Raw genomic sequence first — 13,236 nt, 5'->3', positions numbered from 1 at the left:
TGCCTGAAAAGGCAGCGGGCCGTATCAAGTTGATGCAAGAACTTTCAGAGGGGCCGTCAGGCCGTCGTCAACCAGACCGTCGTGTCCGCCGGAAGCTTGGCCTCGCCGGCGTCCGTCTCGGTCACCTCGTCGCTCGCGAGCAGCACCCGTCCGTAGGCCGGGGTCGTCACCGACTCCCCCGTGGTGTTCGCCACGCACACGAACTCCCCGCGGCGGAAGGCCAGTACGCCCGCCGGGGCCTTCAGCCACTCCACCGAGTCGCCCGCGCCCAGGTCGGGCCGCGCGCGGCGGATGCCGAGCGCGGAGCGGTACAGCTCCAGCGTCGAACCGGGCACCCCCTGCTGCGCCTCCACGCTCAACTCGCCCCAGCCGGACGGCTGGGGAAGCCAGCTGCCGCCGTCGCCGAAGCCGTACGACGAGCCCTCGCGCGTCCACGGGATCGGGACGCGGCAGCCGTCACGGAAGCCGTCCTGGCCGGCGCCGCGGAAGTACGCCGGGTCCTGGCGCACCTCGTCGGGCAGGTCGACGACGTCCGGGAGGCCGAGTTCCTCGCCCTGGTAGACGTACGCAGAGCCGGGCAGCGCCAGCATCAGCAGCGTGGCCGCCCGCGCCCGCCGCAGACCGACCTCGCGGTCGCCCGCCGTGCGGATCTGGGTGCCGAGGCCGGGCGGGTTGGCGAAGCGGGTGGCGTGCCGTGTCACGTCGTGGTTGGACAGCACCCAGGTGGCGGGGGCGCCGACCGGGCGCATCGCCTCCAGGGTGCGGTCGACGACCTCGCGCAGCTGCTCCGCATCCCACTCGGTGGCCAGGTACTGGAAGTTGAAGGCCTGGTGGAGTTCGTCGGGGCGGACGTAGTTCGCGGTCCGCTCGACGGTCGGGGTCCACGCCTCGGCGACGAAGATCCGCTCACCCGAGTACTCGTCGAGGATGAGCCGCCACTGGCGGTAGATCTCGTGGACGCCGTCCTGGTCGAAGAACGGCATGACATCGTTGCCCAGCAGCTTGAGCTGATCGTGGGCGCCGAGGTCCGGCAGGCCGGCCGCCTTGACCAGGCCGTGGGCCACGTCGATACGGAAGCCGTCGACGCCCATGTCCAGCCAGAAGCGCAGGACGGAGCGGAACTCGTCCCCCACCGCCGGGTGTTCCCAGTTGAAGTCGGGCTGCTCGGGGGCGAAGAGGTGCAGGTACCACTCGCCGGGGGTGCCGTCCGGCTCCGTGACCCGGGTCCAGGAGGGGCCGCCGAAGATGGACTCCCAGTCGTTGGGCGGGAGTTCGCCGTCCGCGCCCTTGCCGGGCCGGAAGTGGTAGCGGTCCCGGAGGGAGGAGCCGGGGCCTTCCCCGAGCGCCCGCTTGAACCACTCGTGCTGGTCGGAGGAGTGGTTCGGGACCAGGTCGACGATGATCCTCAGGCCCAGTTCACGGGCGTCCCGGATGAGCGCGTCGGCGTCCAGGAGGTTGCCGAACATGGGGTCGACCGCGCGGTAGTCGGCGACGTCGTAACCGGCGTCGGCCTGCGGGGAGGCGTAGAAGGGGCTGAGCCACACGGCGTCCACGCCGAGGTCGCGCAGGTACGGGAGACGGGAGCGTACGCCTTCCAGGTCGCCCATGCCGTCGCCGTTGCTGTCGGCGAAGCTGCGCGGGTACACCTGGTAGATCACCGCGTCCCGCCACCAGTCACGGCGCTTGACGACGGTGGCGACAGCCGAGGTGGGGGTGGGGGCCGGGGCTGCGGGCTGCTGGCTCATGGCGTCCTTGGGGCGATGGGGGTCCCCCGCTCGAGCGCGTTCGAGAGTGGGGGAGGGGCTGTTGACATGGAGTGTTGGGCTCGGCTTCGTTGTCGAGGGCGAGTGGTCCCGAGGCGGGTGGATGAGGCGGCCGCGGTGCCGGCGGGGTCGGATGGACACCGCGGCCGCCACCCGCGCGCCTTGCGGCGCGCGGGAGTCTCGTACCGGCTCAGCCCTTCGTGCCGCCCGCGGTGAGGCCGGTCACCAGGTTCTTCTGCACGAGGTAGAAGAACACGGCGGCGGGTATCGCGATCAGCACCGCGGTGGCGGCCATGAGGTTGCGCTGGGCGTCGTGTTCGCTGACGAAGGACTGGAGACCGACGGCAAGGGTGTACTTGTCGTCACTGAGCATGAACGTCGAGGCGAAGGCGACCTCGCTGAAGGCGGTGAGGAAGTTGTAGAAGGCGGCCACCGCGAGACCGGGCTTGGCGAGCGGCAGGATCAGCCGGAAGAAGGTGCCGAACGGGGTGAGCCCGTCCACGCGTCCCGCCTCGTCGATCTCGAAGGGGATGGTGTCGAAGTAGCCCTTGAGCAGCCAGGCGCTGTACGGGATGACCGTCGTGCAGTAGACGAGGACCAGGCCGAAGTAGTTGTCGATGAGCTGCAGGTCCGAGAGGATCTGGTACATCGGCACCATCAGCACGGCGACCGGGAACATCTGGGTGACCAGCAGGATCCACATGAACTTCTTGTAGCCGGGGAAGCGCATCCGGGAGACGGCGTAACCGGTGGTGGCGGCGATGAGCACGCCGATGGCCGTGGTGCCCAGCGTGACGATGAGCGAGCTCTTCAACCAGTCGAAGAACTGGGTGTGCTGGAGGACGAACGTGTAGTTGTCGAACGTCATCTTGTCCCAGATGCCGCCCGGGTGCAGATAGTCGTCCGTGTCCGGGCCGAGGGACAGATAGACCAGCCAGCCGATCGGGAAGAGCGCGATGACGCTCGCGACGATCAGGACACCGTGGGAGGCGAGGGAGCCGGCGAAGCTGTTCTCGCCGCGGCGACGGGGCCGGCGCGGGGTCTTGGAGCGCTGCTCGCTCACGGGGGCGGAGGTCTCGGCGGTGGTGCTACTCATGGGAACTCCTGCCTCAGATCGCGAGCTGCTGCTCGTTGCGGTTCAGCCAGCGGCGGTAGAACGAGGTGAAGACGATCAGGATGGCCAGCAGCAGGATGCCGTAGGCGGCGGACTGGGCGAAGTCACGTGGCTGCTGTCCGAAGCCGAGGTAGTACGCCCAGGTGACGAGGATCTGCGCGTCGGGTGCGGTGGTGCCGAACAGCAGGAAGATCACGGCGAACTGGTTGAAGGTCCAGATGATGCCCAGCAGGACGACGGTGGAGCTGACGGACCGCAGCCCCGGCAGGGTGACGAACCGGAAGCGCTGCCAGGCGCTGGCGCCGTCCATCTCGGCGGCCTCGTAGAGGGAGGCGTCGATGGCCTGGAGGCCGCCGAGCAGCGAGATCATCATGAACGGCACACCGCACCAGGTGTTGACCATGATCGCGGCGAACCGCTGCCAGAAGGTGTCCTCGAGCCACAGGGGCGAGGGCAGGTGCAGGGCGTCGAGCGCGGAGTTGATGATGCCGCCGTCGGCGAGCATGAACCGCCAGCCGAAGACGGTGACGAAGGTGGGCACCGCCCACGGCAGCACCAGGATCAGCCGGTACAGGGTCCGCCCGCGCAGTTTCTGGTTGAGCAGCAGCGCGAGGCCGAGTCCGATGCCGTAGTGCAGGGCGACACAGGCCGCCGTCCACACGATCGTCCAGATGAAGTGCGACCAGAAGCGGTCGTAGGCCGTCGGGCCCCACAGGATGTCGGCGTAGTTGTCGAGGCCGATGAACTTGTAGGTGGCGTCGATGTGGTTGACGCCGATCGTGCGCGCGGTGTTCAGGCTGTTGGCGTCGGTCAGCGTCAGGTACAGGCCGTACACCAGCGGGTACAGCACGAGCACGCCGAGGACGACCGCCACCGGGGCGATCATGACGTAGGCGTACCAGTGCTTCTGGTAGCCGCGCCTCAGGCGCCCGGCCGGCCCGGGCTTCGGCTCACGGTCACCGCGGCGCTTGCCGGTCGCGCGGTCGATGGCGACTGTCATGGTTCGACACCTTCTGGATCTTCACGCTGGATCGTCGAGGGGGGTACGGCTCACAGGCCGGTGGCCGCCGGATCTCCCACACCCACGGGGGGGGAGATCCGGCGGCCACTCGGGCTCACTTGCTGAAGTCCGGCACCAGCTTGGCGATGGCGAGTTCAGCGGCGCTCAGGCCCTTGTCGAGGGTCTCCTTGCCGCCCGCGATCTTGGGCAGTTCGGTGTCGAGCGGACCCCAGAGGGAGCTGTACTCCGGCAGTGCCGGGCGCGGCTGGGCGGCGGACAGGACCGTCTGGTAGCCGGCGATGCCCGGGTCGGCCTTGACGGCGGCGGTGTAGGCGTCGTCGCGCGTCGGCAGCGTGGAGTTCTTCTGGGCGATGGTCGCCTGGCTCGTCGCGGAGGTCATGAAGTTGACGAACTTCAGCGCGGCGGCCTGGTGGGCCTTGTCCGAGCCGGCGTAGACCGAGAGGTTGTGGCCGCCGGTCGGGGCGCCCGCCGTACCGGCGGAGCCGGCCGGGACGGTGGCGATACCGAGGTTGGTCTTGTCCGTGAAGGCGCTGCCCTTGTAGAAGTTCGTGATCTCCCAGGGCCCCTGGACGATCGCCGCGACCTTGCCGTTGACGAACGCGTCCTGGATGTGGGCGTACGCGTCGGCGGTGGTGTCGGCCTTGTGCAGGCCCTTGCCGTCGAAGAGGCCCAGCCAGGTGCCGTACGCCTTCTTCGCCTCCGCCGAGTTGACGGTGATCTTCTTGGCGTCGGCGTCGACGGTGTCGGTGCCCTCGCCGTAGAGGAAGGACTGGGCGTAGTAGGCCTGGGTGGAGCCCCAGTAGCCGTCGACGCCGGTCTTGGCCTTGATGGTGGCGGCGGCGGTCTTCAGGTCGTCCCAGGTCTTGGGGGCCTCGATGCCGGCCTTCGCGAAGAGGGCCTTGTTGTAGACCAGCGCGAGGGTGTCGGTGACGATCGGCACGCCGTACGTCTTGCCCTCGTACTTGGCCTGCTCGATCAGGTTCGACTTGAACTTGGCCTGGTCCTTGAGCGCCTCGGTGCCGTCCAGCGGCAGGAAGAAGCCCTTCTTGGCGAAGGCGGGGGTCCAGCCGACCTCGGAGCGCAGCACGTCCGGGGCGCCGGAGGCGCCGGCGGCCGTGTCGAACTTGTTCTGCGCCTGGTCGAAGGGCACGTTGACGTACTTGACCTTGACGTCCTTGTTGGCGGCCTCGAACTGCTTGACCAGGGCCTGGTACGTCGGCGCCTCATTGGTGGCGTTGGAGGTGTCCCACCAGGTGATGGTGACCGGCCCGGACGAGTTGTCGCTGCCGCTGTCGTCTCCGCCGCAGGCCGTCGCCGCGAGGGCGAAGGACGCCACCAGCGCGGTGGCCGCTATGCCACGCCGCATGAGTTTCTCCTTGAGGGTGAGAGCCCGTTTAGCTACAGGAAGCGGTCCCGTCCGCTGTCCTGCCGACTCCGACCGCGCCGTTGCTGCCGTCGGGCGACGTGAACGTAACAGCGATGTAAGCGGCACGAAAGACCTTGCAGAAAAAAAGTGCAAGAGAACTCCGAAGTTATCCGCACGTGACCCGTGTGTGACCTCTCCTCGACCGCCGTGAGACCGTAGTTGTCGCGGTTGAGGGGCCTGACAGCCGGGCACGGGGCCGCTGTGCAAGACTCTGCAAGCTCTTGCCATCACTTTCACTAGGGAGCGCGATGACGCAGCAGCCCGCGGGCCGTCCGACAGGTCGCCCCCGGCGTCCGATCGGTGTGCAACGCAGCACCCGACCGGTACAGTCCACCCCTGTGACCACACGGCTTGCCGACATCGCTGCGCAGGCGGGGGTGAGCGAAGCGACCGTCAGCCGCGTTCTCAACGGCAAGCCCGGCGTCGCCGCCACCACCCGTCAATCCGTGCTCGCCGCTCTGGACGTCCTGGGGTACGAGCGCCCGGTCCGGCTGCGCCAGCGCAGCGCGGGGCTCGTCGGCCTCATCACGCCGGAGCTGGAGAACCCGATATTCCCGGCCCTGGCCCAGGTCATCGGCCAGGCGCTGACCCGCCAGGGCTACACCCCAGTCCTCGCCACCCAGACCCCGGGCGGTTCCACCGAGGACGAGCTGACCGAGATGCTGGTCGACCGCGGGGTCGCCGGCATCATCTACGTCTCGGGCCTGCACGCGGACACCACGGCCGACATGCAGCGCTACGAGCAGCTGCGGGCGCAGGGCGTGCCCTTCGTGCTGGTGGACGGTTTCTCGCCGAAGGTCCAGGCACCGTTCATCTCCCCCGACGACCGGGCGGCGATGACCCTGGCGGTCACCCATCTCGTCTCGCTCGGCCACACCCGGGTGGGGCTGGCGCTCGGCCCCAAGCGTTTCGTGCCGGTCCAGCGCAAGATCGAGGGCTTCGTCAGGGCGGTCCAGGAACAACTGGGCCTCAACCCCGAGACGATCGAGACCGACCTGGTCCAGCACTCCCTCTACACCCTCGAGGGCGGCCAGGCGGCGACCACGGCCCTGATCGACCGCGGCTGTACGGCGATCGTCTGCGCCAGCGACATGATGGCGCTGGGCGCGATACGGGCGGCCAGGCAGCGCGGTCTGGCGGTGCCGCAGGACATCTCGGTGGTCGGCTTCGACGACTCCCCGCTGATCGCCTTCACGGACCCGCCCCTCACGACCGTCCGCAAGCCGGTCCCGGCGATGGGCCAGGCCGCCGTCCGCACGCTCCTGGAGGAGATCGGCGGTACTCCGGCGCCGCACAGCGAGTTCGTGTTCATGCCGGAACTGGTGGTGCGTGGTTCGACCGCTTCGGCGCCCGGGGACCGGAATCGTCCGTAGGGCGGAGACACCCGGGCTTCCACCGGTACGCCGGCAGTAGACGCAGCGCGCCCGCCGTCGTAGAAAGTGCGGGCCCAACCCGACCGAGGGATGATCGGGCCAAGAGGTCTTCTCTGGCAGACTTTGTGTCCATGGGTGAATCGACTGTGACGCCATTGGAAGGCCGTGACCAGGCCCTTCCAGACCCCGTCACGGCCGCGCCCCGGCAGCGCCGCCTCGACCGGCTGCGCAGCCCCCGCCGCCCCCGCCTCTGGTTCGAGATCCTTCTCATCGCGGTGAGCTACTGGACGTACTCACTGGTGCGCAACGCGGTCCCGGAACAACGCGCCGAGGCGCTGCGCAACACGGACTGGATCTGGCGCGCGGAGCACAGCCTCGGCATCGCCGTGGAGGAGTCCGTCAACCACGCGGTGAACTCGGTGACCTGGCTCATCGTGGGCATGAACTACTACTACGCGACCCTGCACTTCATCGTCACGCTGACCGTCCTGGTCTGGCTCTACCGCAGCCACCCGGGGCGCTACGCGGCGACGCGCCTGGTGCTCTTCGCCACCACGGCCGTGGCCCTGGTGGGCTACTACCTGTACCCGCTGGCGCCCCCGCGGCTGATGCCGGGCGGTGATTTCGTCGACACGGTGATGGTCCACCAGACCTGGGGTTCGATGGCGTCCGGCGACCTCAAGCACATGTCGAACCAGTACGCGGCGATGCCGTCGATGCACATCGGCTGGTCCCTGTGGTGCGGTCTGACGGTGTTCGCGCTGGCCAAGCTGCCCTGGGTGCGCATCCTGGGCCTGCTCTACCCGACGGCGACCCTGGTGGTGATCGTCGCGACGGCCAACCACTTCTGGCTGGACGCCGTGGGCGGTTTCCTCTGCCTGGCGTTCGGCTTCGCGGTGGCCCGTGTCTGGTACGGGGGCATGCCGTACGCCCTGCCGAGACGGGTGCCGCCGAAGGGGCAGGGCAGGCCGCTGCTCCCCACGAAGGTCTGACACTCGGCATCACGGCTTGTCGCTCGACGCCACGGCTGCGACCCTCGGCGCCACGGCTGCGACCCTCCGCGCCACGGCTGCGACCCTGCGCACCCCGGCTGCGACCCTGCGCACCCCGGCTCGACGCTCAGTGCCGGACCCTGGACACCACCCCGCGCGGACCCTGCGGGCGCCCCCGACCGGGGCCGCACAGCCCGACCGGCGCCGTACAGGCCTCACGCCGTACAGGCCTCACGATGCAGGGCCTCGCGATGCCCCCGCGGCCCCCCTCAGCGCGTCGATGAACGCGTCCAGCGCCGGTTGCGCGGGCGCCGTCTCCCGGACCACCGCCTGGATGGCCCGCACCGGCACCGGATCACGCACCTCCCGGACGACGATCCCCGGATGCCGGCTGCCGAGCCCCAGCCGCGGCACCAGACTCACGCCGAGTCCGGCGGCGACGAACCCCTGGGCGGTCACGTAGTCCTCGCTGTGCACCACGAACCGGGGCCGGAACCCGGCCGCCGAGCACGCGTCCAGCTGGGCGTCGAGACAGGGCCCCGGCCACTCGCTCCCCACGAACGCCTCCTCGGCCAGCTCCGCCAGCCGCACACTCCGCCGCCCGGCGAGCCGGTGCCCGCGCGGCAGAACGGCGAGATAGGGATCGTCGAGCAGGTGCAGCAGCCGTACGCCGTTGGCCTGCCGCCCTTCCCAACTCACCAGCAACGCCAGGTCGGCCCGCCCTTCCCGTACCTCCGCCAGCGGGTCCTCGGGATCGACCGTCAGCTTCAGCTCGATCCGGACGCCGGGATGTGCCTCCCGCAGCCGCGCCACGGCCGGCGCCACCAGCCCCGCACCCGCGGTCGCGAAGTACCGCACCCCCAGCCGCCCGGTCCGCCCGGCGAGCAGGTCCGAGAGGGCCGTCTCGGCCTCGGCGACCTGCCGCCCGATGACATCCGCGTACCTTGTGAGCAGAAGTCCGGCAGCCGTGGGCCGTACGCCCCGGCCGACCCGCTCCAGCAACGCGGCCCCCGCCTCCTTCTCCAGGGCGGCGATCTGCTGACTGACGGCGGACGGCGTGTACCCCAGCACGGCCGCGGCCCCCGTCACGGACCCGTTCCCCACGACCGCCCGCAACACCTGCATCCGCCGCACATCAAGCATGCAGTACAGCTTAACGAACCATCAAGAACATTTCACTTGTCCTCACAGGTCGGGGGGACGACCGTAGGGACATGCCCCTCGCCTCCACGCTCCGCATGGCCGTGCTCGCCCTCTTCTGGGGCTCCGGCTTCCTCTGGATCAAGCTGGCCCTGACCCACGGCCTGACCCCCGCCCAGATCACCATCGTCCGGTGCGCCCTGGGCACGGCCGTCCTGCTGCTCCTGGCCCGCCGGGCGGGCCAGCGCCTCCCCCGGTCCCGGACCGCCTGGGGCCATCTCGCCGTGGCCGCCCTGTTCTGCAACGCGCTGCCCTTCGCCCTCTTCGCGCTGGGCGAGCAGCACCTCGACTCGGGCATCGCGGGCGTCCTCAACGCCACGACCCCCCTCTGGTCGCTCCTCATCGGCATCGGCCTGGGCACGGACCGGGCCCTGCGCCCCGTACGCCTGACCGGCCTCGTCCTGGGCTTCGCCGGAACGGTCCTGATCTTCGCCCCCTGGCACCACGAGGGCCTGCTCAGCCTGCCCGCCCTGTACCTGCTGGCCGCGGCGGCCAGCTACGCCGTGGCCTTCGCCTACATGGCCCGGCACCTGACGGCCTCGGAGGCCCCCATGGCCATGTCGGCGGCCCAGCTCCTCGCCGCCACGGCCTGGAGCACCCTGGCCCTCCCCGCGGCCGGCCCCTTCCGTCCGGACGTCACCGCCCTGCTCGCCGTCGCCGCGCTGGGCGTCCTCGGCACGGGCGTGACCTTCTACCTCAACTACCGCCTGATAGCGGACGAGGGCCCCACCACGGCGGCGACGGTCGGCTACCTGCTCCCGGTCGTGTCGGTCGCGCTGGGCGCGGCGGTCCTGGACGAGCAGATCGGCGTACGCGTTCTCGCGGGCATGGCGGTGGTGCTGGTGGGCGTGGGGCTGACCCGGCGGAACACGGCGTCGCGCACGCGCGGGTCGGCAGGTGCGCCGCACGACGGTACGACGTACGACGGTGCGCCGCGTACGCCGCACGACGGTACGACGCATGACGACACGACGTACGACGGTACGACGCATGACGGTGCTACCTGCGACGGCGCGACATACGACGGTGCGCGGCACGACGGTGCGCCAGCCCGTCGCCCAGCTCCGCCGGCCGAGCTGAGCGGCGGGTCGCGGTGAGCGACTCAGCCGCTGTAGAACAGCTCGTCCACCACGCCCCGAGCCCGCCGCGCGGTCCGGCGGTAGTCGTCGAGCATGTCGCCCACCCGGCCGGGCCCGTACCCCAGGTACCGCCCCACCGCGAGCAGTTCCCGGGGGCCGGACGGGAAGGTGTCCCCGGCCCGCCCGCGCACCAGCATCACCGCGTTGCGCACCCGGGTCGCCAGCACCCACGCCTCGTCCAGCGTCGCCGCGTCCTCCCCCGGGACGAGCCCGGCGTCGCGCGCGGCGGCGAGGGCCTCACGGGTGCGGGTGGTCCGCAGCCCCGGATGCGTGGAGCCGTGCCGCATCTGGACCAGTTGCACGGTCCACTCGACGTCGGACAGGCCGCCCGGCCCGAGCTTGGTGTGCAGCTTCGGATCGGCGCCCCGGGGCATCCGCTCCGACTCCATCCGCGCCTTCAAACGCCGGATCTCCCGCACGGCCTCCTCGCCGAGCCCGTCCGCCGGATACCGCAGCGGGTCGATCAGCTCGATGAACCGACGCCCCAACTCCTCGTCCCCGGCGACGACTTCGGCCCGCAGCAACGCCTGTGACTCCCAACCGAGCGACCAGCGCCGATAGTAGGCCTCGTACGATTTCAACGTGCGTACGAGCGGCCCGGACTTGCCCTCCGGACGCAGGTCGGCGTCGATGAGCAGCGGCGGATCGGCACTGGGGATCTGGAGCAGCCGGCGCATCTCGGAGACGACCTTGTTCGCGGCCTCCGCCGCCTCGCGCTCGTCGACGCCGTCCCGGGGCTCGTGCACGAACAGGACGTCGGCGTCGGAGCCGTAGCCCAGTTCATGACCGCCGAAGCGGCCCATGCCGATGACGGCGAAACACGTCGGAAGGGTGTCGCCCCAGCCGTCCCGCACGACCGCGCGCAGCGTGCCGGCCAGCGTGGCCGCCGTGAGGTCGGAAACGGCCCCGCCCACCCGGTCCACGAGCGCGCCCTGATCCGCCTCGACCGGCTGCGCCTCCGTGCCGTAGGAGGCGACGATGTCGGCGGCGGACGTGCGGAACAGCTCACGCCGACGGACCCCACGCGCCGCGGTGACGGCCTGCACCACGCCGTCGGCCCGTCGCACCGCGGCGAGTATCTCCTGCTCCAACTGCGCCCGCCCGCGCGGCTCGAGCCCGCCGCCGTCCCCGTCGCCGAGCAGCGCCACCGCCTCCGGCGCCCGCATCAGCAGATCGGGGGCGAGCCGCCCGGCGGACAGCACCCGCGCGAGGTTCTCCGCGGCGGCGCCCTCGTCCCGCAGCAACCGCAGATACCAGGGCGTCTTGCCGAGCGCGTCCGACACCTTGCGGAAGTTGAGCAGGCCGGCGTCCGGGTCGGCGGAGTCCGCGAACCAGCCCAGCAGAACCGGCAGCAGGGTGCGCTGGATGGCCGCCTTGCGCGTGACACCCGAGGCCAGCGCCTCCAGGTGACGCAGCGCGGACGCGGGGTCGGCGTACCCGAGCGCGACCAGCCGCTCCCGGGCCGCCTTCGGGCTCAACCGGGTCTCACCGGACGCGAGTTGGGCGACGGCGTCGAGCAACGGCCGGTAGAACAGCTTCTCGTGCAGCCGACGCACCACGGCGGCGTGCCGCTTCCACTCCTGGCCGAGCTCGGCGACCGGGTCGGTCCGCAGTCCGAGTGAGCGGCCCAGCCGCCGCAGGTCGGTCTCGGCCTCGGGGACCAGATGGGTCCGCCGCAGCCGGTAGAGCTGGATCCGATGCTCCATGGACCGCAGGAACCGGTACGCGGCGTCCAGTTGCTCGGCGTCGGCGCGTCCGACGTATCCCCCCGCGGCGAGCGACTGGAGGGCGTCGAGCGTGGTGCCGCTCCGCAAGGACGCGTCGGCCCGCCCGTGCACCAGCTGCAACAGCTGCACGGCGAACTCGACGTCCCGCAGCCCACCGGGCCCCAGCTTCAGTTCCCGCTCGACCTCGGCGACCGGGATGTTCTCGACGACCCGCCGCCGCATCTTCTGCACGTCGACGACGAAGTTCTCGCGCTCGGCGGCCTGCCACACCAGGGGCCCCACGGCGGCGACGTACTCGGCCCCGAGTGCCAGGTCACCGGCCACCGGCCGCGCCTTCAACAGGGCCTGGAACTCCCAGGTCTTGGCCCACCGCTGGTAGTAGGCGAGGTGACTGGACAGCGTCCGCACCAGCGGCCCGTTGCGCCCCTCGGGCCGCAGATTGGCGTCGACGGGCCAGATGGACCCTTCCACGGTGGTCTCGGAACAGATCCGCATCAGGTGCGCGGCCAGTTTGGCGGCGGCCCGCAGCGCCTTGCCCTCGTCGGCCCCGTCGACGGCCTCGCCCACGAAGATCACGTCGACGTCGGACACGTAGTTCAGCTCGTGCCCGCCGCACTTTCCCATCGCGATGACGGCGAGCCGGCACAACGCGGCGTCGTCGGGCGCGGCGGCCCGGGCGAGGCCCAGGGCGGCCCGCAGTGTGGCGGTGGCAAGATCGGCGAGCTCGGCGGCGGTCTCGGCGAGGTCGGTCGTCCCGCACACGTCACGCGCCGCGATGGACAGCAGGCAGCGCCGGTAGGCGACGCGCAGCGACACGGGGTCCGTGGCCTCGGCCAGGCCCCGCTCGAACTCCTCCACCCCGGGATGCAGGTCCCGCGGCTCGTACGTGACCAGCACCTCCCAGTCCCGCGGATGCCGGGCGAGGTGGTCGGCGAGGGCGGCGGACGCCCCCAGCACCCCCAGCAGCCGGTCGCGCAGCGGCTTGGCCGCTATCAGCGTGTCGAGCAACTCCCGACGGGCGGTGGGCCCGGGCTGGGCCTCCAGCAGCCGGACGAGACCGTGCAGGGCGAGATCGGGATCGGCGGTGCCGCCGAGGGCCTCCAGCAGAAAGGGATCGTTGCGCACCGGCGACAGCTCGGGCCCGTCCAGGAGCCGCTCGGCGGCGGACGGGTCGGTGAAGCCGTGCCGCAGCAGCCGTGTGAAGGTGCTGCTCCTGCGCCCCGGCGCCATCATCCCCGGCCCTCCCTCGGATCAAGGTCGTACGCACCTGAGCGTAACCCGCGCCTTTCGGTGGCGCCCCGGCCCGGTTTCCGGTTCTGTGGGACTTCGGGTCCTGCGGGACTTCGGGTCCTGCGGGGCTTCGGGTCCTGCGGGACTTCGGGCCCTGCGGGGCTTCGGGTCCTGCGGGACTTCGGGTCCTGCGGAGTTTCGGGTCCTGCGGGACTTCGGGCCCTGCGGAGCTTCGGGCCCTGCGGGACTTC

The 13,236-nt window shown here is 70.9% G+C and carries 9 protein-coding genes; 3 read left to right on the top strand and 6 right to left on the bottom strand.

From position 1 onward, the window contains the following. Positions 1 to 56: 56 nt before the first annotated feature. The 4 genes from ACFWBD_RS18365 to ACFWBD_RS18350 all read right to left on the bottom strand — a co-directional run bounded on the left by ACFWBD_RS18365 (position 57) and on the right by ACFWBD_RS18350 (position 5,264). Entirely contained in the window at positions 57 to 1,745 is a 1,689-nt protein-coding gene (locus ACFWBD_RS18365; RefSeq protein ID WP_385667618.1) for a glycoside hydrolase family 13 protein, read from the bottom strand. Positions 1,746 to 1,953: 208 nt separating this feature from the next. Then, on the bottom strand, positions 1,954 to 2,859 hold the full coding sequence (locus ACFWBD_RS18360) for a sugar ABC transporter permease (RefSeq protein WP_351752926.1): 906 nt from the start codon (positions 2,857 to 2,859) through the stop codon (positions 1,954 to 1,956). Positions 2,860 to 2,872: 13 nt separating this feature from the next. After that, positions 2,873 to 3,877, bottom strand: a complete 1,005-nt coding sequence (locus ACFWBD_RS18355; protein ID WP_385667616.1) for a carbohydrate ABC transporter permease — start codon at positions 3,875 to 3,877, stop codon at positions 2,873 to 2,875. A gap of 115 nt (positions 3,878 to 3,992) precedes the next feature. Beyond that, entirely contained in the window at positions 3,993 to 5,264 is a 1,272-nt protein-coding gene (locus tag ACFWBD_RS18350; protein ID WP_385667614.1) for an extracellular solute-binding protein, read from the bottom strand. 398 nt (positions 5,265 to 5,662) lie between these two features. On the opposite strand from ACFWBD_RS18350, the gene ACFWBD_RS18345 reads away from it, so the two are divergent. Further along, on the top strand, positions 5,663 to 6,697 hold the full coding sequence (locus tag ACFWBD_RS18345; RefSeq protein WP_020126750.1) for a LacI family DNA-binding transcriptional regulator: 1,035 nt from the start codon (positions 5,663 to 5,665) through the stop codon (positions 6,695 to 6,697). 131 nt (positions 6,698 to 6,828) lie between these two features. Then, on the top strand, positions 6,829 to 7,689 hold the full coding sequence (locus tag ACFWBD_RS18340; RefSeq protein WP_385667612.1) for a phosphatase PAP2 family protein: 861 nt from the start codon (positions 6,829 to 6,831) through the stop codon (positions 7,687 to 7,689). Positions 7,690 to 7,920: 231 nt separating this feature from the next. Here ACFWBD_RS18340 and ACFWBD_RS18335 read toward each other — a convergent pair whose 3' ends face one another. Then, positions 7,921 to 8,832, bottom strand: coding sequence for a LysR family transcriptional regulator (locus ACFWBD_RS18335; protein ID WP_385667610.1), 912 nt, complete (start codon positions 8,830 to 8,832; stop codon positions 7,921 to 7,923). A 71-nt stretch (positions 8,833 to 8,903) separates the two neighbouring features. Between ACFWBD_RS18335 and ACFWBD_RS18330 the strand changes: the two genes are divergently transcribed. Next, positions 8,904 to 9,986, top strand: coding sequence for a DMT family transporter (locus ACFWBD_RS18330; protein WP_385667609.1), 1,083 nt, complete (start codon positions 8,904 to 8,906; stop codon positions 9,984 to 9,986). A gap of 5 nt (positions 9,987 to 9,991) precedes the next feature. Here the strand turns inward: ACFWBD_RS18330 and ACFWBD_RS18325 are convergent, their stop codons facing one another. Then, positions 9,992 to 12,988 (bottom strand): bifunctional [glutamine synthetase] adenylyltransferase/[glutamine synthetase]-adenylyl-L-tyrosine phosphorylase, encoded by a 2,997-nt coding sequence (locus ACFWBD_RS18325; protein ID WP_385667608.1) that lies wholly within the window; start codon positions 12,986 to 12,988, stop codon positions 9,992 to 9,994. Between the last annotated feature and the right edge of the window lie 248 nt (positions 12,989 to 13,236).

It is taken from the genome of Streptomyces sp. NPDC060002, from assembly GCF_042737245.1.
Taxonomy (GTDB): Bacteria; Actinomycetota; Actinomycetes; order Streptomycetales; family Streptomycetaceae; genus Streptomyces.
This window is presented reverse-complemented; position numbering and strand designations above follow the sequence as displayed.